19 protein-coding genes are annotated in these 20,700 nt (G+C 34.4%); 15 read left to right on the forward strand and 4 right to left on the reverse strand.

Going from position 1 to position 20,700, the window contains the following annotated elements; genetic code table 11:
- Positions 1-101: 101 nt before the first annotated feature.
- Genes JE46_RS00270 through JE46_RS00280 form a run of 3 tightly spaced genes read right to left on the reverse strand, consistent with a single transcriptional unit; the run spans position 102 to position 4,881 of the window.
- A complete protein-coding gene (locus tag JE46_RS00270) occupies positions 102-1,910 on the reverse strand; it encodes an IucA/IucC family protein (protein WP_031453243.1) in 1,809 nt (602 codons plus the stop codon).
- Between the two features lie 32 nt (positions 1,911-1,942).
- Complete coding sequence (locus tag JE46_RS00275; RefSeq protein ID WP_051872760.1) at positions 1,943-3,784, reverse strand: IucA/IucC family protein; 1,842 nt, start codon at positions 3,782-3,784, stop codon at positions 1,943-1,945.
- A gap of 11 nt (positions 3,785-3,795) precedes the next feature.
- The gene (locus JE46_RS00280) at positions 3,796-4,881 is read right to left on the reverse strand and encodes a Fe(II)-2OG oxygenase family protein (RefSeq protein ID WP_051872761.1); all 1,086 of its coding nucleotides are present in this window, start codon (positions 4,879-4,881) and stop codon (positions 3,796-3,798) included.
- Positions 4,882-5,153: 272 nt separating this feature from the next.
- Here JE46_RS00280 and JE46_RS00285 point away from each other — a divergent pair, with 272 nt between their 5' ends.
- The 15 genes from JE46_RS00285 to JE46_RS00355 all read left to right on the forward strand — a co-directional run bounded on the left by JE46_RS00285 (position 5,154) and on the right by JE46_RS00355 (position 18,950).
- Positions 5,154-5,762, forward strand: coding sequence for a nitroreductase family protein (locus JE46_RS00285; RefSeq protein WP_031453246.1), 609 nt, complete (start codon positions 5,154-5,156; stop codon positions 5,760-5,762).
- 42 nt (positions 5,763-5,804) lie between these two features.
- Entirely contained in the window at positions 5,805-7,334 is a 1,530-nt protein-coding gene (locus JE46_RS00290) for a pyridoxal phosphate-dependent decarboxylase family protein (RefSeq protein ID WP_031453247.1), read from the forward strand.
- Complete coding sequence (locus JE46_RS00295) at positions 7,309-8,694, forward strand: GNAT family N-acetyltransferase (RefSeq protein ID WP_031453248.1); 1,386 nt, start codon at positions 7,309-7,311, stop codon at positions 8,692-8,694. The genes JE46_RS00290 and JE46_RS00295 overlap by 26 nt, the downstream gene beginning before the upstream one ends.
- Before the next feature lie 10 nt (positions 8,695-8,704).
- Positions 8,705-10,036 (forward strand): lysine N(6)-hydroxylase/L-ornithine N(5)-oxygenase family protein, encoded by a 1,332-nt coding sequence (locus JE46_RS00300; protein ID WP_031453249.1) that lies wholly within the window; start codon positions 8,705-8,707, stop codon positions 10,034-10,036.
- 11 nt (positions 10,037-10,047) lie between these two features.
- Positions 10,048-11,445, forward strand: coding sequence for an MATE family efflux transporter (locus JE46_RS00305; RefSeq protein WP_236010684.1), 1,398 nt, complete (start codon positions 10,048-10,050; stop codon positions 11,443-11,445).
- A gap of 50 nt (positions 11,446-11,495) precedes the next feature.
- Positions 11,496-11,735, forward strand: a complete 240-nt coding sequence (locus JE46_RS00310; protein WP_031453251.1) for an acyl carrier protein — start codon at positions 11,496-11,498, stop codon at positions 11,733-11,735.
- Positions 11,736-11,744: 9 nt separating this feature from the next.
- Positions 11,745-13,133: an AMP-binding protein gene (locus JE46_RS00315; RefSeq protein WP_031453252.1), complete on the forward strand. Its 1,389-nt coding sequence runs from the start codon at positions 11,745-11,747 to the stop codon at positions 13,131-13,133.
- Positions 13,134-13,378: 245 nt separating this feature from the next.
- On the forward strand, positions 13,379-13,786 hold the full coding sequence (locus JE46_RS00320; RefSeq protein ID WP_031453253.1) for a helix-turn-helix domain-containing protein: 408 nt from the start codon (positions 13,379-13,381) through the stop codon (positions 13,784-13,786).
- Positions 13,787-14,127: 341 nt separating this feature from the next.
- Positions 14,128-14,943 (forward strand): hypothetical protein, encoded by an 816-nt coding sequence (locus tag JE46_RS00325; RefSeq protein ID WP_031453254.1) that lies wholly within the window; start codon positions 14,128-14,130, stop codon positions 14,941-14,943.
- A 168-nt stretch (positions 14,944-15,111) separates the two neighbouring features.
- Entirely contained in the window at positions 15,112-15,465 is a 354-nt protein-coding gene (locus JE46_RS00330; RefSeq protein ID WP_031453255.1) for a hypothetical protein, read from the forward strand.
- Positions 15,466-15,608: 143 nt separating this feature from the next.
- Positions 15,609-16,082 carry a hypothetical protein gene (locus JE46_RS00335; protein WP_031453256.1) on the forward strand — a complete coding sequence of 158 codons (474 nt, stop codon included), beginning with the start codon at positions 15,609-15,611 and terminating at the stop codon, positions 16,080-16,082.
- Positions 16,083-16,342: 260 nt separating this feature from the next.
- Positions 16,343-16,618 (forward strand): hypothetical protein, encoded by a 276-nt coding sequence (locus JE46_RS00340; protein ID WP_157505826.1) that lies wholly within the window; start codon positions 16,343-16,345, stop codon positions 16,616-16,618.
- Between the two features lie 302 nt (positions 16,619-16,920).
- Complete coding sequence (locus tag JE46_RS00345) at positions 16,921-17,520, forward strand: hypothetical protein (RefSeq protein ID WP_157505828.1); 600 nt, start codon at positions 16,921-16,923, stop codon at positions 17,518-17,520.
- Between the two features lie 175 nt (positions 17,521-17,695).
- Entirely contained in the window at positions 17,696-18,265 is a 570-nt protein-coding gene (locus tag JE46_RS00350; RefSeq protein ID WP_031453259.1) for a hypothetical protein, read from the forward strand.
- A gap of 139 nt (positions 18,266-18,404) precedes the next feature.
- Positions 18,405-18,950, forward strand: coding sequence for a hypothetical protein (locus JE46_RS00355; RefSeq protein ID WP_157505830.1), 546 nt, complete (start codon positions 18,405-18,407; stop codon positions 18,948-18,950).
- A 94-nt stretch (positions 18,951-19,044) separates the two neighbouring features.
- Here the strand turns inward: JE46_RS00355 and JE46_RS00360 are convergent, their stop codons facing one another.
- Positions 19,045-20,640, reverse strand: a complete 1,596-nt coding sequence (locus tag JE46_RS00360; RefSeq protein ID WP_051872764.1) for an IS1182 family transposase — start codon at positions 20,638-20,640, stop codon at positions 19,045-19,047.
- Between the last annotated feature and the right edge of the window lie 60 nt (positions 20,641-20,700).

Consider the following 20,700-nt stretch of genomic DNA (forward strand, 5'->3'; position numbering starts at 1 on the left):
GCATTAGTTTTTCTGAAATATTCTTTTGTATTCAGGCTGCTTCAGGTTACTGAGGAAAGCAGGAATAAAATAGACTTTGCACCAATTGTAGCTTTTAGTATTTAATTAATAGCAAAAGGGGTTATTGGATTTTCTACAATTCCTATGTAGGGCAGATCCTGAAAAGGATTGGCACGATTTCGTAATTGCCTGTTATTATTCAGTTGTAATTTATTTAATGCATCCGGACTGAATTCGGTCACAAAAAGATCAAATTTCTGAAAAGATTCACTGAATTCAGGATTTTCAGATTGGTAATCCTGGATGCATTCTGCTACCAGTTTCCAGAATTGATCTTCAGGAAAATCAGCATGTTCTACAAGTATTGCCGATATAAACCTGAATATTGAATCAAATACCTGCGTAAATAAAGGCAGTGTTTTACGGTCTTCGGGAACATCAACTTTAAGTCTCAACGCTGCATCCGGAACTTGTAAGGAGGTATTTAGTAAAGAAACTTCTTCACCTATATCTTTCATAATAGCATTCACTACTTTATGATCTTCCAGGATTAGGATTAGGTTTTCTCCATGAGGCATAAAGACCATATCCCACTTATAAAAGCAATGAAGTAAAGGACTCAGATAACAGCTGAAGTATTGTTTTAGCCAATTTGAAATTGATAGGCCAGATGCTTTTATTAGCTCAGGAAGGTAAGCTTTGCCTTCATTGTCGATATGTAACAATGCGGCCATAGTAATTAAACGCTGATTACCACTAATTTTTTCGGCAGGGCTTTCTCTCCATAAGCAGGCAAGCATTTTTTTGTAAGGAGTATCGTTTGCAATCGCAGTTTCATAGTATTGATGCGCAAAACTTACGCTTGCTATTTCCCTTAGAATGATAAACCCTTTTGATTTGAGGTAATTATCTTCCTCTACCAAATTATAGATCCATTCGTTAATAGGCGGGTTAGTCAACATAAATTTAGGAGACAAACCACGTACATAACCCATATTAAGGACAGAAAGGGCTGTTTTAACATAAAACTTTTCAGGATTGCTAATATTATAAAAAGTACGGATCGATTGTTGAGGCTGGTATTTATCTTCATTATAGCCTAAACAGACCAATCGGTTAGTAGCAATATCTGCAGAAAATATATTGGATAATTTATTAAACCATTGCCATGGATGAACCGGAATAAAAAAATAATCTTCAGGATTCAAACCTCTTTGAATAAGTTGATTATTAAAGTTTTTTAAGGTTTGTTCTCCCAGTTCCTGCAGCATTACTTTTTGATAATCCAGATTTGGGACAGCAGTAAACACAGCAGTTGAGCGGTGGCCGGCAAGCCATACTAGTGAAAATGGTTCAGCTGTTTCAGGAGCATATTGCCTGTAATCGCTGGAATCAAAGCCAATTCTTCCGTTATTGGCAATGAAACGCGGATGGCCCGTCATTGAAGACTCCGTTTGCTGATAGTCTGCTTTTAACAGCTCTTTTGAGTTTGGCTTGCCATAATAATTCATGTAGGCACTTCCGGCTAATGTACTGCATACCTCTTCCATATAAACGGGTAATGATGCCTCTGGGATTCCCAGTTCCATCTTAAATTCAATGATAAAACTGAGCGAATCTAAAGGAGAAGGTGTTCCATCAACAATTTTTTCAATAGATTCCGTATCAATATACCAATGGTTAAGAGCCAGTATTTTTGCATTAAATTGATAAATATTTCTCTCATCTGAACTGCTAAGCTGATAAATGCCCCAGTCGTCCTTGTTTTCAATTAGTTTAGGAAATACAAGACGTTCATGAGAGAATTCGGCAAGTATTTTCCTGATATGTAAACGGTTTATTTTATTCCAAACTGATTTTTCTAAATGTGTTGAGGCTTCTATTGGTGAAACCTGAGTATCTATATTCATTGTTTATAGTATATGATAGTTATTAAGGATAGCTAGATTAATTTTGCCTGATAAACAGAAAGAGGATTTTTTAAAAAGCCTGCAAATTTTTGATTCCTGAACGGATCACTTCCATCAATCATCTTTTGGCTGTTTTGCATTTGCAGTCTGTTAGAACAGGTTTTAATAATTTCTGTAGCAAACAAATCATACTTTCTGAATTTATCTTCCAGTTCAGGATATTCAGACTGGTATTCGGTAATGCATTCTGCTACCAGGCTCCAAAAATCTTCCTCTGGTAAATTGATGTGTTCTACCAGTACATGATTCAGGTAACGAAAGAAAGAATCAAATATCTGAGTGAAAATGGATAAAATTTTAAGGTCTTCAGGTACCGGGATGATAATTCTTTTTACAATTTCAGGCAATTCCTTTTGCTGATTTACAACGGCTACTTCTTCTCCAATATCCTTCATAATTGCTCTAACCGGTACATTGTCCCGGAATACTAAAATCAAGTTTTCTCCATGCGGCATAAAACGCATATCATGATAATAAAAACAATGTAAAAGCGGACTTAGGTAACATTGTAAATAACTATTCAGCCATTCTTTTGTGTCTAAAGGTGAATTCTTTATTAATTCTGATAAAAGAGATGTTCCTTTTGTATCTATATGAAGCAGAGATGCCATTGTCATTATACGCTCTCCTGGAGCTATTTTGTCCATTGGGCTTTCTCTCCAAAGTGTAGACAGCATTTTTTTATAAGGAGAGTCAACTTTTATAGCTTCTTCAATATATCCATTCGTATAGCCTACAGTTGCAATTTCTTTCAGTATCGTAAAGCCTTTTTTCTGCAGGTAAGCATCATTCTCAACTGTGTTCGCAACCCATTCATTTATTGGAGGAGTTGTTCGCATAAAATAAGGGGAAAGCCCTCTCATAAAGCCCATATTCAGGATCGATAAAGCCGATTTTACATAAAATCTGCCGGTATGGCTTACATTAAAAAAGGTACGAACAGATTGTTGCGGCATGTATTGATCTTTACTATTTCCCAGGCATACCAATTTTGATGCAGCGATATCAGGAGCAAATAAGTAAACCAGTTTATTATGCCATTGCCATGGATGAATAGGAAAATAGATATATTGTTCTGGATCAAGCCCTTTTTCATTTAGAACTAAATCAAATGAAGCTTTAGTTTCTGAATCTAATTCCTGTTGCATTACCTCACGATAAGTAAGCGGGTCTATACTGGTAAATTCAGTATGATTTTTATGGCCCGCAACCCATACCAGCGAAAGCGGAGCAGCTGCTTCCGGACTGTAATTTTGATAATCTACGGCATCAAAACCTATTCTGGCGCTGTTGGCAATAAAACAGGGGTGCCCGGCAATCATGGCATGTTCCACATCTGCGTAACTTGCTTTGGTTAAATCTTTAGATGTGAGCTGGCTGTTGGTGTGCATATAAGCACTGCCATACAAACAGCTTATTACCTCTTCCAGATAGGTAGGAAGGTTTAAATCCGTAAACCCTAACTCTTTGGTAAATTCAAGCAAAAAAGCAATTGCATCCAGGGGTTCAGTCTGTTTGTTTATGATTTTGGTAATAGAATTGTTATCAATATGCCAATGGTCTAATGCTAGTATTCTGGCCAGAAATTGATATTCTGTTTGTCCATTAGAAGTGGTAAGGCTGTAAAGTCCCCATATGCCATGAATTCTTTTCAATTGAGGACTTAGAAGCAATTCATGTGAAAATTCACATAGCATTTTTCTAACCTGGAGTCTGTTTACTTTTTCCCAGATTTCAGGCTGAAGATGCGATATGGCAAGTTCGGGATTCAGCTGATTGTTTTTATATTCTTGTATTTCAAATTGTTTTTTCATTTGGTGATGTTTTAATTGATAAGATTAACTTTTCCATAGTGATCTTCCATAATCAGATAAGGGTTCTCGGGGTGAGCAACATCCTGAACGTGAATCAGGCTGCTTTTACTCATCATACGCAGCATTTGGCGTCTTTCGCACTTGACACTTTCTCCGTTTACTTCTCTGATACCGGCTCTGAAAGCAGTTCTGCCATGTGCACATAAATGATTGTTTACAAAAACGAGATCACCTGCATTAGGAATGAATTCATCATAAATAAGGGTTTTGGCTTTCTCCCAGAATTTTTTTAGAATCTCTAAAGCTTCAGGACTTTGGCCGGCTTGTTCATTATAAATTTGTTCTGCTGCATCAAAACGGATAAAAGGTCTTAACCTGTTTCCGTACAAAACAGAAGTCGTTAGCTCTGATGCTAAAGCGTCTTCGATTTCAAAATTGGCATCTTTTGGACATTTATATATCTCTTTGAAAAGTTCTTCCATTAATTCATCTGTTTCTCCGTGTGATCGTACAGAGTATAAAGTTGAATTTACCTGTTCTTCATTTCGCAGGTATAAAAAACTAAGAAAATCAGCAGGATTATATAAAAAAGCATCTTCGGTATGTACAAATAAATCGGTTCTGGAGCCTGCGCCAGTTTGAGAAAAGGACATGTTTTCTTCCGGAATAATGGCGTGCAAACTTCCTCCTCCTTTTCGCTGAACATAATATTGAACCGGTTTTGAGGGAACAGCACCATGAAGCAATGAAGAAATAAAACCGTATAAGTTCAGTTTACTCTTATCCGTTTCTTTCCACGAGGTAGGTGTTGGACCTAAAGCTTCCTGATCAACATCGACTAATCCTTTAAAAACGATAGCGCCATATTGTTCCTCAGAAAAGTCTGTACTAAGATTACTAAGCAAACTTGCAATTCTTTCGGGTAGTAAATGATAAGCATTTAGATGGAGATTTGATATATAATCCGGAGACTCATAATCTCCATACTCATTTTGAAGATACAAAGCAGAACTTTTTATTATAGCGCGTTCAACTGGTGATACATCAACAATGAGTGGTTTTGTTGGTGGTTTTGAGGGGGTGATTTTAGTTATCATAATTTGATAGATTAATTAAAGCTATTTACTTTTTAGGTAAATAATTAAGGTTAATTAAATAGGTTAACTTTTTATTTGGTAATAAAATCGCATTAAAATATATTTTGTTTTATGAAAAAGACTACATATATTTGCTATTCTTATTTGTTCTAAATATAAATAACTCGCTCACCGCACAAAGCTATTTATAATAATTTTAAATAACAAAATTTTTTATAAATATTTTCGCACTTAACAAATCTGTTGATGTTATTTAAATCTTTTTGATAATTATGGAAAAAACTAAAATTTGTTCTGATTCTGAGGCTATAACCCGAATAATCCGTTTTAGGAAAAGTATTTATGCTGATTCTTATACAGGAGAAAGTCTTCCCGATGAGGTATTGAAAGAGATTCTGATCAACGCAACCTGGGCACCTACGCATAAAATGACAGAACCCTGGAGATTTATTGTCCTTTCGGGTAGTCAACTGAGCAAATACGGAGACTTCATGGCTGATTATTACAAGCATCTGTACGAAGACATTCCTGATGCCCAAAAAAAAGCAGCTAAGTACAATTATTTAAAAGAATATCCCCTTAATGCGGCTTGCATGATTGGAGTGATTCTTTCAAAAAGCAGGAGTGTCGATATTCCGGAATGGGAGGAATTGGCGGCAGTATCCTGTGCAGTACAAAACATGGCTATTAGTGCCACCTCCTACAATTTAGGATCTTATTGGGCAACTGGCGGTAGTGCAGTAGAATATGTCAGGACTTTTGGTTTAGAAGATCATGAACAGTCTTTAGGGCTTTTTTTTATTGGATATCCTGATAGCCCAGCGCTTTCTGTAACAAAAAGAAGAACATCAATTGATAAAAAAGTTTCCTGGTTTATTTAACAAACCAGTCTTAAATGTCTAAAATCAAATCATTTTAAAACTATGGAAAACATATCTTATACAAACTCAACAGAAAGAGAAGAGTTCTCTGCTATTATTGAAACACCCCCTTTTCAGGATATTTTTTATGAAAAAACTGCAGATGCTTACCGTGATGCAGTAGATCAGGCAAAAGAATTGGTTATGAGTTTTTTAGAAAATCAACAAAAACCATTTAGTGGTATTACACCTGCAGAGTTAGGTGCGCAGTTTAAGCAAATAAAATTCGATACTCCATTAAACAGTTATGACGAAATGTTTGCTGAAGTAAAAGAACTTTATGTAGATCATGCGACAGCCTTTCATTTGCCAAGCTACATTGCACATTTAAATTGTCCGGTAGTAATTCCGGCATTGGCTGCCGAAGTATTGATTAGTGCAATTAATTCTTCGCAGGATACCTGGGATCAAAGTGCGGGCGGAACACTAATGGAGCGTCGATTAATAGACTGGACTGCTGAACAAATTGGCTTTGGTCCGGAGGCTGATGGCGTTTTTACAGGCGGCGGTTCTCAAAGTAATCTGATGGGGCTTTTGCTTGCCAGAGATTACTTTGCCCTGGATCGTCTTGGGCATAATATCAAATTGGATGGAAATCCTGCAGAATATGCCAAATTTAGAATTTTTGTTTCTGATAAATCTCATTTCAGCAACCAGAAAAATGCGTCATTAATGGGACTGGGAGAACGCAGTATCATACAGGTAAAAACAGACAGCAGGTTCAGAATGGATATAGATGCACTGGAACTGGCAATCCAGAAGGAACTTGAATCAGGAAATATTCCAATAGCAATTATAGCTACTGCCGGAACAACAGATTTTGGTAATGTAGACCCATTAAACAAAATCGGTTTTTTAGCTGAAAAACACAAGCTTTGGATGCATGTCGATGCAGCATATGGATGCGGATTACTGTTAACAGATAAACATAAATACCTGTTAAACGGAATAGAATTAGCGCATTCTGTAACTATTGATTATCACAAATCTTTCTTTCAGCCAATCAGCAGCAGTGCTTTTATTGTAAGAGATAAAAAACTGCTTGAAATTATCAGGCATCATGCGGATTATTTAAACCCTAAAGAGGAAAATTATGAAGCTTATCCTGCCCAGATCAATAAGTCAATTACGCAAAGTACCAGAAGATTTGATGCACTAAAACTCTGGTTCACGCTAAGGTTGATGGGAAGGGAAAAATTAGGAGAATATATTGATACGGTAATTGCTACTGCTAAAGAAGCTGCATCTGTAATTAAAGCTGATCCGATGCTGGAATTATTAAGTGATTCTGATATCAGTATTTTGGTATTCCGCTATAAATCCATTGGAGTTTCTCCCGGGAATGTCTGTGCCCTTAATGAATTTATTAAAAAGAAAATGTTTCATACAGGCGAAGTACTGGTCGCAAGTACAAAGGTAGATGGAAATTACTATTTGAAATTTACCATCTTAAATCCGCTAACAACTCTTCAGGATATTCATAAAATTTTAAATCTGATCAAAACATATGGAGCAGCCTACCTTAATAACTAACCCAATCAATGCTGAAAATAAAGATTTGACTTTCTCTATTTTACTGCGTCTTTATTGCCGGGAGTTTACTAACTGGAGTCCGTATATGGGACTCCCAAAATATGATCAGGTTGTAAAACATGCTTTAGAAAACTCAGGTTCTGACCTTCATCTCAGAATTGATTTTAATACAGAAGAAATAGAGGTATATGTTCCTGTAGTTTATTACAGTGCAACAGGAAATCATCTTTTTAAGCCGAAGCTGATTCAAAGAAACAGACGCAATGATGAGGTGAAAGAATTAGACCTGTCTTCTTTTTTTGAACTGGCATTTAAAGAAGGAACGAAAAATTATCCCGAATGGCAATCGATTGATATCGAATCAGGAGTAAAACAAGCAATTGCAGCTCTTGAACAAATTGCTCAGGAGTATATAATGAAAGAGGTTTACTTTTCTGATCTTTTATTGGATCACCTTCCTTCATCTATTACCAGTTATTTGCAAAAACATCTTGAAAATTTTGATATTTCTGAAAATGTACAGAGCCAACTGGAAGATTTATTTGTGATTGTTGGGATATTGGGGCAGAAGGAATTAATGGAAGAACATCTTTCGCTTAACTTTATTTACGATCAGTTCAGTCAAAAAGGAGAGGAGTTTAAAGCCATTCTTGATCAGAGAAAGAGTAAAATAAAGGGAACTTTCTTTAGTCATTTTACAGCATATGACCGACAGGTTCAAAATATGCTGCATTATGCTTTTTTCTCTCCCGATTTACTTCTTCCTCAAATTAAGAGAGAAGTATTTAGTAAATATTTTAAACAGGAAAAAGTACAAATTAGTTTTCGGCCTTTTGACCTGGATCGCGATCTGGAGATGGTTTGCGAGTGGTTTCATAAGGATCATGCCAAAACGATATGGAAAATGGACTGGCCAATTGCTGAACTGGAATTGTTTTACAGAACACTTTTGCCTGGCAGGTTTTCGCATAGCTACATCGGCGAAATTAACGGAGAAGCGATATTCAATTTTGAAATTTACTGGGCTACTAATGATGTACTGGGAGATTATTATGAAGTGCTGCCTTCAGATTATGGCACTCATCTCTTTATTGCTACAACAGACAAGACAAAGAAATTTCCGGCACTCATAACCAGAAGTATTGTAGAATGGATGTTTAGCCAGCCACAGGTAAACAGAATGGTTGGAGAAGGATCTGTCGAGTCTTTGGCAGCTTTAATGAATAAGGTTCATGTAGGTTTTAAGTTGCAGCATATTATCGAAATGCCCCATAAAAAAGCCTATTTGAATTTCTGCATTAGAGAATGGTATCTCGAAAAATTTCCTGAAAGTAAGGAGCTAATCAATACAAATTTTTAAAAAATATAAAATGAAAGAACACAAAATATACGACCTAATTGGTATTGGTATCGGTCCATTTAATTTAGGCTTAGCAGCACTAGTAAAACCTGTAGATGAATTAGAAACTGTTTTCTTTGACCAGTCAGATGAATTCAATTGGCATCCCGGACTGATGCTGGATGAAGTCACGCTTCAGGTTCCTTTTATGGCAGATCTTGTAACGATGGCAGATCCTACAAGTCCTTACAGTTTCCTGAATTATATGAAAGAAACAGGTAAAATTTATAAATTTTATATAAGGGAAAGTTTTTTTGTTTTCAGAAAAGAATACAATAATTATTGCCGTTGGGTGACAGCACAGTTAGACAATTGTTTTTTTGGAAAAAAGGTAATGGCCGTAGATTATGAGGATGGTATTTATACCGTTACTGTAAGAGATACCAAATCGGATAATTACAGTATCTGGTATACACGTAAATTGGTATTGGGTACAGGAACAAATCCATATGTTCCGGCAGAAATTGCACAAAAACGTTTTGACAGAGTGATCCATACCTCTAAATATCTGTATCATAAAGACCAGCTCAATGGAGATAAATCAGTAACAATTATTGGCTCGGGCCAAAGTGCTGCAGAAGTATTTCAGGACTTATTGCCCGAAGTTAAAAAGGGATTGCGACTCAATTGGTTTACCCGCTCTGAACGTTTTTTTCCTTTAGAAAATCATACAAAGCTTACACTCGAACTGACTTCTCCGGAGTACATTGATTATTTCCATACATTACCCGAAGATCAAAGAAAGACTGTGCTGGCTAAACAGAATATTTTATTTAAGGGTATAAATTATGAACTCATTAACCAGATTCACAACAGCCTGTATGCTATGGAACTTGATGATCCGAATTTAAAGGTGGCCTTAATGGCGAATAGCAAACTAATTGATATCAGCAGAAGTGAAGATCAGTCGTATCTCTTGAGCCTTTCACAGGTAGAAGAAAACAAACCTTTTGAAATAGAAACAGATTATGTGATTCTGGCAACTGGTTATAAATATGTAGAACCTGATTTTCTAAATGGAATCCTAAACAGGATTAGAAGGCTGGCTGATGGCAATTATGATGTTCGTAGAAATTATACTATTGATCATTCAGAAGAAGAGATTTTTGTTCAGAATGCAGAGTTGCACACTCATGGAATTTCAACACCTGATTTGGGAATGGGAGCTTACCGAAATTCGCAAATCATTAATCAGATTTCAGGCAGAGAAGTGTATTTGGTAGAAAAGAAAATTGCATTTCAGTCTTTTAGCGCTGAAGATATCCTTGCAGAACAAAAAATGAATTTTAATCTTCCTTTGTAAAACAACTAATTGTGTTAATAAAAATTCGTTCAATATTTGCCCTGTTCAGAATTGCTTTGCAGGGTACAGAAAAAAATTTCACATCAGGAAATGTAAACAGGGCCACCTTTTTATTGTCAGTTCCTACCATGCTGGAACTTAGTATGGAATCCTTATTCGTATTGGTAGACCTTCTTTTTGTAAGCAGTCTTGGCGAAAATGCCATTACTGTCGTAGGAATTACCAATTCTGTAATTATTCTTATTCAATCTGTAGCAATGGGTTTAAGCATTGCAGCAACAGCACTGATTTCAAGAAGAATAGGAGAGCAAAAGCACCGAGATGCCGGACAAACTGCAATGCAGGTTATTTATTTAGGCATTTTTCTTTCTGTAATATGCAGTTCTCTGGCAGTAGTTTTCAGTCAGGATATTATGCATTTTGCCGGAGGATCGGATCATTTGGTAAATTATGGAAATGTATTTTCTAAAACCATGTTCGCAGGGTTGATTTTTATGATTATGCGAATTATGATTAATGGCGTTTTTCGGGGTTCCGGGGATGCCTCGATGGCGATGCGGACACTAGCATTTTCTAATGTTTTGAATGGGGTACTGTGTGCGGTACTGATTTTTGGCCTAGGGCCATTTCCTAAGCTGGGTTTATTGGGAGCAGCCGTAGCGATGGTTATTGCAAATATTTCCAGTGTAGCGTATCAGTTGTGGTACCTTTTTAAAAAAAATACCAGAATTAGTATAGGAAGGCAGGAGTTGTTAATGGTTCCTGCCTTAATGAAACGTATCTTAAAACTGGCTACCGCAGGAATGATTCAAAACCTGGTGCCTTCTTCGAGCAGATTTTTAATGATTGTAATTGTTGCAAAACTGGGCGAAAATGTATTGGCAGGTTATATCATCGCCAATCGCATCATCATGTTTAGTGTCTTGCCGGCATACGGAATTGCAAATGCTGCCGGAGTACTAACCGGACAGAACCTGGGGGCAAAACAGCCGGAAAGGGCAGAAGCTTCTGTATGGAAAACAGGAGTGTTCAATATGTGTTTCCTTGGACTGATTGCTATCTTCCTGTTGTTTTATGCCGGATCTCTGGCCAGCTTTTTCACGCACGAAGACGAAATTCTGTTCTATGCATCCACTTATCTGCAGTACATGGCAATTGCTTACTTTTTCTTTGGTTATACGATGGTAATTTCCCGCTCGTTAAATGCAGCCGGAAATGTCAATACAGTAACGATGCTTTACATTCTAATGTTTTTTATTATTCAGCTTCCCTTGTCGTATCTGCTTGGAATTTATTATGAATGGGGGCCAAAAGGGATATTTACAGCAATCCTGATTTCAGAAATTGTATTAGCAGCCAGCTGTATCCTTGTTTTCAGAACCGGAAAATGGAAAACGGTTGAGTTGTAAAAAACTGATTAAATTTTTAATAACAATAAATTTTTATACTTAAAATAATTATGAATAATTTACATAAACTAAAACAAGCTTTTTCAGAGGGGCTTTCTATTTCTATTGATGATGTACATGAAGATTTAAGTTATCTGGAAATTGTAGAATGGGACTCTATGTCACATTTATTTCTGGTAAAAGAGATCGAAAATTCTTTTGACATCGTAGTTGAAACCGAAGATATTCTTGAAATGAACAGTTTTAAAAATATCAAAGAAGTTCTGGGGAAGTTTCAAATTGCTTTTTAAACAATCGATATGTCAGAAACAAAACAACTTTACGAATTAATACTCGGTAATAAAAACTTGCTTTATATAGATCCTGTAAAAGACAAAGCCAATTCAGTTTTGGATTTCCATGAATCTTTGGATATTATCGGTGGAGGAGGACTGGCTTTTCTTTATCTGGACAATAAGATTCAGTCGGTTGAATTGCTCTTAAATTTTATAAGATCAGATTTTACCATTGCATTGCTTAGCCCGTCTTTGAATGTCATTCATAAAGAATATCTCGAACAGCATTATAACCCCTATCACATTTATGATGCAACCCGAATAAAAATTGATGCCTATTCGGCTAAAGCATTAGGGGCAGCCCATACTTGTTTTGTTCAGGACAAAGCAGTGAAAACTGTGGTAAATCCTTCAATCAAATTGTTGCTCAGTACTTCCGGAAGTACAGGTTCACCAAAATTTGTGAAATTGTCAGAACAAAATATAGTAAGCAATGCTTTGTCTATTCTGGATTACCTGCCGGTTAAAAATTTCGATGTCTGCCCGTTAAACCTGCCTTTGTTTTATTCTTATGGATTCTCGGTATTTACTACTAATTCTATATCAGGAGGTACGATAGTATGTTCTGATACAACCATTATGCAAAAGGAATTTTGGGAAGAATGGGAGCGATATCAATATACCTCTTTGGCAGGTGTACCCTATGTATATGAAATGCTGCAACGAATTGGTTTTTTGAAAAAAGAATATCCTTCTTTGCGATACTTAAGTCAGGCAGGTGGCAGACTGAATCCGTCAGCATTAATTGAGTTTGGAAATTATGCTTTAAAAAATGACCTTTCCTTTTATACGATGTATGGGCAAACAGAAGCTACGGCAAGAATGTCCTATTTAGAACCTGAATATCTTATTGAGAAAGCAGGTTCGATTGGGAAACCCATTAAGGGTGGAAAAATGGAAATTGATCCGGTCTCCGGAGAACTTTTGTATTCTGGTCCAAACGTATCGGGCGGTTACGCAACTGTAAAAGAAGATTTATTGGAGTATTCTCCTTTAGAAGTGTTGCATACAGGAGACATTGCCAAAAAAGATAAAGATGGATTTTTTTACATCACCGGAAGAAGTCAGCGTTTTATAAAGCTGTTTGGGACAAGGATCAGTTTAGATGAAATTGAGCAGATCCTGCAGAATAATTTTGCCGGAACTAAGTTTCTTTGTCTGGGTGAAGATGATAAAAGCCTGATTGTAGCATATTTATATGATGATCTTAATGAACTTGAAATCAAAAAGATACTTTCTGAACAGGTTAAGCTTCATCCGGCAACTATAAAAGTGAAGAAAATAAATGAGCTGCCTTTATCTCAAAATGGTAAGATTGATTATAAGGAGGTAAAAGAAATGGTTTCATTTTAGTAATTTAATATAATGTAACAAAAGCTTCGGAGATATCTGAAGCTTTTTGTTTTAGTAGCCCCAGGACAATCCTCGAAACATTTTTACCATATTGAAAGTTCAATTCTTTAAAGAGATAATCTATTCGAAATCCGGATATAATATCAGACAAACGGAAATTTACAGGATATTTTTTTATCTTTGAAATTCAGAATTTTTAATCCAAACGGCTTTGTCTTTGAGCCTTCAGAAAATTAATACTCATTATGGAACAGAAAATACATCAGGGAAGAAACGTAAAACGCTTCAGGGAAATGCTTGGCATCAAACAGGAAGTATTGGCTTTTGATCTTGGAGATGACTGGAATCAAAAGAAAATTTCTCTGCTGGAGCAAAAAGATGTAATCGAAAATGATATACTGAAACAAATCTCGAATTCACTAAAAATTCCTGTTGAAGCTTTTCAGAATTTTGATGAGGAGCAAGCGGTGAATATTATTTCTAATACATTTTCAGATTTTCAAAATGGAGCTTCTGCGATTAATATTCATCCAATATTTAGTCCTATAAAAGAAGTTTTAAAACTGCACGAAGAAAAGATTGCCTTGTATGAAAGGATGTTGAAAGAGAAAGATGAAATGGTGGCTAAGCTGGAAAGACTTATTAACAAATAGAAAACATATGTGATTTCGAAAAATAACTTTTTTGTAAGAAATTAAAAGATAAAAGGCTCAGCTAAATAGTTGAGCTTTTTTAGTTTATTGTGATGATGCTGGATTTGACCAGCTATCTCTTTATAATGTAAACCATTGATTTTTTTGTAAAAATTGCACCAGATTGGAGCACGAAAAACATCTAACAAATAAGCTCGTTTGATGATTTATGAAATAAATATCCTATTTTTGAAAATACTAAAACTGACATTTGTCAGACATAGCTACCTAATTTAAGATAGATAAGTCGGATATTGTCAGACATATATACAAGTTGTAGGCAATTTTAACATCAGAATTTAATGAGACATTTAATTTTATCATTCTGCTTTCTTCTAATTTTAGCTTGTAATAAAAAGGTTGAGACTAAAAAAAGCAACACAAATGATTCTATCGTTGTTCATAACGAAGACGAAATGTATAAAGCACAAAATGGAAAGATCAAAGTGATTGATACTACTTGTATTAATGAACAAAAACGTGCTCTTAATGATATTAAAAACGGTAAAACTGTGTACTATTTCTTTAATGGAATGACTGAAATGTATCGTAGTAATAAAGAAATGGGGCAGATATTATCAAAATACAAAATAGAGATAGATTCAGCAATGACAAGTTGTATAGCCCCGTCCAAAGGATTTACAAGAAATTGCTACATTTCTGTAATGAGAAATGAAATTGAAAAGAGACATGGAAAAAAATTTATTGATTCTATTAGAGTTTTAGCCGAGAAACAGTATGCCGAAAATCATCCAAATGTCATTTTTGATTTTGAAGAATGTGACACAATTTCTAGGTATCCCGGCACGAAAAACTATAGAGACTTCTTCCATAAACCCGACATGGATTTTTCAAAAGTATTCAAGTATCCTATAGGTTATAAATACAAAACAGGGAAATATTTTTCAAGTACTGACGTAAGCTTTGTTTTGATGAAAAATGGTGAAATTAAAAACATTCAAACCGATGTCACTTTTCAAAATACTGAAAACTTAAAATTTGAAAATTATTTCAGAAAAAAAGCTGAAGAATTTGTAAAAAACATAAAATGGATTTCTGCAACAAAAAAAGGAATTAAGGTAAATAGTAAAGTGAATTTTATCTACTTTCATAAATAAAAATTACCTACAACAGGCATTTGGCGAGATTGCGAATTTTGTAGTAAATTCACATTTCCTTTTCGCAAGGAATTTTATTTTATCCGAAAGTACTCGTTTACGAACTTCGCAACCTCGCCAAGCGCCAGAACGTTACCAGCAATATTCTCCGAAAAGAACTTTAAAATTATGATTTCAGAAATTCTAGACATATTAGCAAATCTTAGCAACTTGCCCAACAAGGAAAACAAACCCGCTAATTCTGAAAAAAATATTGGTATTTTTATTTGTTATGTTATTTCCGCAATTTGTCTCATATTTATTATTCCAGAATTTAAAGAAATTTGGCCAAATGAAAATTCATACTTAATTCTAAGTTTAATAATTGTTGCTTCATTATTGTTGGCTTTAATTGGAGTTAAATTGACAAGAAAACTAAATCTATTTGAACAACAAACTTTTTCAAAATTCTTAACTTTATTAGTTTCTATATTTCTTTTTTTTATGCTTTCAATATGTTTAATATTCAATAAATTCTTTTAGAAGAAAATGAGTTTAACGACAAAATGGAAACGAAAAATTCAAACTAAATAAATTAAGAAATGAGCACAAAAAATACTGCTGGTAAATACAAGTTACTGGCTAGTTAGCAACCGAAAACGACATTAAATTAACAATCAAATCTTATGAAATTTTGTTTTCTTTTATTTTTCAGTTTTCTTTTGACCTCAAATAATGAATCTAAAGAAATAATAATTGGCAACCCTAAAAGTTATAATCTCAAAGTAATTGTTGAAACAGACCCGAAAAAGAAAACCGACGAAATTAGCTTTCGTCATATTATCAAAGAGAGAATTTATTTTAGGCTTAAAACTCAAATATTGGTCACAGAAATAATTGATGTGGAAAAATTAGATGGATATGTTTTGTCAGGAATTAATGAATTGAAGTCAAAGAAACATAACATATATCAAATGGAATATTACAGGTCAAACGGAAGTCCAGAAATTTTTATCTATTATGACACTTCAGGAAAAAGACTTTGTAAAATGACAGCATACAGAGATAACACAAAATATAACTTTATCGCTAAAGGAGTAAATGATAAATATTTTACTGATTACAAACTTATAAATAGTTACGACATAGATTTATTCTAAGCATAGTAGTGTGCAACTAACGGTTGAAAAGTGAAAGTTGGATCGTGCCAGTAGAAACGTAAAAAATTTGCGGTTTAATTGTAATTTCGCCTAAATAACCAGCCAGTGACAGCCACTACAACTGATTTGGGCATTTGCTTAATGGAAAGATAGTTTTGTATTTGGGATCATTTGTCAAATCCGAAAAATGGGTTTAATTTAGTCCCAAACCCGCTGTAGTGCCAAGACGTTACTGGTAAGCTTAAATCAAAACGCTTTAAATGAGATATTTAATAACATTAATGACTACTTTATTTTTTTCGTGTAATGAAAAGCCGAAAAAACAAACCACAGAATTTAATGAAAAAATTGTCGAATTCGCTATTGAAAACTCTAATAATAAATTTATAGAGCTTCCAAATTTATACGACTCGTTGTCGAAAGAGATTGTAGCCAAAGATGAAGATGAAAAACTCATTTTGGTGCAGATTCTTAAAAAGAAAGGTTTTGAAGTTAAAGATTGGGACGCGGAAATCATCCTTTGGGAGCGAGAATAATTTCGACAACATTAAGAAAGGAAAATTGTGAATGCGAAGTGCTGAAAACATATTATTCAACTGATGATTTGCCTAAAGAAATTTATAAAACAACTGAAAGTATTAGATGCAAAAAGCCAGCCAGTAACAGCTACTACAACCGATTTGGGCAATAGGCTTAATGGAATGATGGTTTTGTATTTGGAATGATTTGGCAAATCCGAAAATAGAGCTTAATTTAATCCCAAACCCGCTGTAGTGCCAGAACGTTGGTGGCAATTAATCCGCAGAAAGGGAGAAAAAATAAACATATAAAATTGAATTTGAAAACAAAAATTTATAGTGGTTTGTTTTTTGTATTAACAGTATTAATTCTTTCGAGCTATACTGAGAAAAAAAACTTAAATCAATGGGACAAAGTCAAAATAGATTATAATATCTCTAAAGATTTAATTTACAAACAACTTGATAAACAAAAAGAAATCTTTTCGGCAACAGAAAAACAAGACTCATCAAAAAAAAGAACAAGTGATGTCTCCTATTTTAGGGGCAAAAAAATTGACTTAAATAAAAGTGAAAATTCAAAGTTCAATAATTGTAGAGCTTACTATTTTCCCTCTGACACATTATCAATTAATATTGGTTTTAGCAATGGCTTCGCAGGACGTGGATTTATTATCAAATACAAAAACGAGAAATTCTATACTGAAGCCTACCGTTATACTGATATCATTATAGAAGGATTAGTTGAACCAACACATAAAATAGTTTATCAAAAACTTACGTTGGACAAAGTAAATTACAAACTTGGAGACAGTTTGTATGGAAAAATAGAGTTTAAATCGATTGAAACAGAAAACAATGGAGAAACAATTGAGCATTTTGGGAAAGGTAATTTTAGAACAATAGTATCTGAATTTTAACTGCCACCAACACACGCTACAACGGATTTGGGCAATTGGCTTAATTTAAAAATGGTCTTGTATTTGGATGATTTGGCAAATCCGAGAATAGGGCTTAATTTAGTCCCAAACCCGCTATAGTACCAGAACGTTAGCGGTTAGTTTAGCTTAACGAAACCTGCAAAAGAAATTATATATGAAAATCAGATTTTTAATATTGCTTACAATATGCTTTGGTTGTGAAACTAAAACGAAAGAAAAGGTTTCTAAAGCGAATGAAACGAAAGAATATAATAAAGCAAAAATTGAAACTGAAAATAAAAAAATCTTTCTCGGAGACGTAAATAATGACAAAATAAACGATACAGCTTTTATATCTTTAAAACGAAACTTGGAAACAGACGAAATTGAATGCGGTGGGAAAAATTGTGTAATAAATGTTACTTTTTCTAAAAATATTCCTGAAATCAGTTTTGATCAAAGTTTAGGTCTTGTTATAATGAAAACTGAAGATTTGGATAATGACAAAGGAAACGAAATAATTATTTTTTCTAGGACAAATGAAGGTTGGTGGAATAACATTTATGTTTGGACATTAAAAAAAGGAAAGTGGGAAGAAATTGCAAAAACGAAAGGATTTATTTCAGAAAATAAGGATTTTGAAAACAGAATTATAAAAGAAAAAAAACATTTTTATTTAATTGGCGAAAATCAATGGAAAGAAAATAAAAATGGTGAGTTTGAAAAAGTGAAAAGCAGAATATAAAAAACCGAATCGCCAACAGCTACTACAACGGATTTGGGCAATTGGCTTAATAGGAATATGATCCGAAGAATGGGCTTAATTTAGTCCCAAACCAGCTGTAGTGCCAAGACGTTATGAGCAACCAAATAACCCTATTCACATGAAGAAGTTTTATATAATTTTAGCAATCTCTATTTTTCTAACAAGTTGCCAAAGAAAAGTGAGCGAAGAAGGAAAAGTTGCCCAAAGAGAATTCTCAGCTGATAGTTTGAAAAAATACAATTTTAAACTTCTGCACACCGATTACGAATTTGAGTTTTCCAATAGACAGTTTAAAATAGATTTCTATAAATTCTCAGATACAATTAAGCTCAGTAACGTTGAAGAAAATGAAATTGCTCGAATATTCTTTGAAAATTATATTGACACTTTAAAAGGTGACAACTTCGTTTCTGAAGCCGAAAAACCTGTTATAATGCCAAGTTTTGGAGACTCATTTTACATTTATCAGAATGGTGCTAAAAAATCTTTTTTCAGAATATTGAATGGAGAATATAAATCCTTAGACAATTTGAATCAACACGAAAAAAATATTTTATTCTTTAGAAATGATTTAATGTCTGTTTTGAAAAAGAACCCAGATTTTAAAAGATGTGTGGACACTTTAAAAGCTGTTAAAAAGTATGACAAAAGATTGTTTTTGTAATTTGGCAGCTCATAACAGCGGTAGCTGTTGCGCAACTCTCTTAAAAAAGTAAAATTTCAAGATAAGCATAAAAAACAACCTCGTTTAAACATATTTAAGCGAGGTTTATTTTTGTTTTTAAGTTGTAGTCTTTAAAAATTGAGGCGCTTAAAAACATGTTTTTTAAGTCATAGATAGCCGTTTTTAGAAAAGTTGGCACTTTTGCCTGTAATTCATTTACTACTCCGGCTTTTGTTTTTGTTCTTTTGGTGATAAATTTTAAGTATTTCTTCAAATTATAGGTTAATGCTGCCATCAAAACATGTTTGTTGGCTTGCCTGATTCCTCTAGTATTTATGCGTTTCATATTGGTAAAATTGACCAATGTTCCAATTACTGGTTCTACGGTTTTACTTCTCACTCGCACCATTTTCTTAGCATAGTATGGGTTTTGTTTGAGTTTTTGGTGCATTCTATCGTAGTGTTCTTTGTGAATGCTATGGTCTATCTTTTTGTACTTAGTACTCTTTCCACAGCATTGTTCGCGTAATGGACAGTTTTTGCAGTCGCTCTCACTACTTCGATAGGTACGTTTGGCGTAGCCTTTACTATCGATTTTTTCTCCTTTAAAGAGTAGAATAGCTTTGTTTGAACCTTCTTTTATACATTCATATTGATGCAATTCTTTATTAAAAATAAAACCTTCGCGTTCAGGTTTGTACTGTCCGAAGTTTGGAATATAGGCATTGATGTTTTTTTGGTTCAGATACTTTAAAGCTTCTCCACTACTATAACCTCCATCTGCTAAGAGTTCTTCTAATTCAATGCCGTTTTCTTGTAAATTTTCCTCTGTTAGTTCAACTATTTTTTCGATACACTGACTATCGCGTTTGTCTGCAAAATCTGAACATGCGCCTGTTATTACATGATGCGCATCGTCTACAGCGATTTGTCCAAAATAGTTTAACTGTCTTGCTTTGCCTGGTTTTACACTTACCCTGGCATCTGGATCTGTAGGCGAATAATGGGTATGATTCGATACAAATCTCGGACGTATTGAATTACCGTGTTCATCTACTTTATCGATATTAAAGTTAGGATTGGGTTGGCTTTTATAAGCTTCTTTTTTCCACTGATGATGTTGTTCTACTAGTTTCTTTCTGGTGCTGGTAGTTTTAAATTCGCTGTTTTCTTCTAATTCGTCTACAAAGGCACTGGCGTCTTCGAGCACTTCTTTCTCCACCAAACTATCCATAGAAGCATTAGCTTTGATAAATACACTGTCAACTGCCTGACGTTTGCCCCGAATCATACCTTTGGAAACGCACAGCTTTAAAACCTCTTTAAATAAACTTAAAAATACTTCTTCACCATACAACTGACGGGTACGACTAATGGTGCTGTGCCATGGCAAAGCCTCATCAATATCATAACGGATGAACAAACGCACATCTAAACAATTCGAGCAATATTCGATGAGTTTCCTGTCCGAATTTATATTGTTTAAGTAACCAACTAAACAGATTTTGAAAAATACAACCGGATCAATACTCTCTTGTCCTTCGTCTCCATAATACTTTGCAGTAGCTTTATAGAAAAAGCGAAAATCAATGGATTGATCTAATAATCTATAAAAATTATGCGCTGGAATCAAGTCTGTTAAGTGTACTTGATAGAGCATTTTTGGCGTAAATTCTTTTCTTCCTTGCATGTTTAAATTTACATAAAAGCACGCTTTTTAATGTTTCCTTTTTGTTATATTTGAGCAGTT

It is taken from the genome of Flavobacterium chungangense LMG 26729, from assembly GCF_000735715.2.
Taxonomy (GTDB): domain Bacteria; phylum Bacteroidota; class Bacteroidia; order Flavobacteriales; family Flavobacteriaceae; genus Flavobacterium; species Flavobacterium chungangense.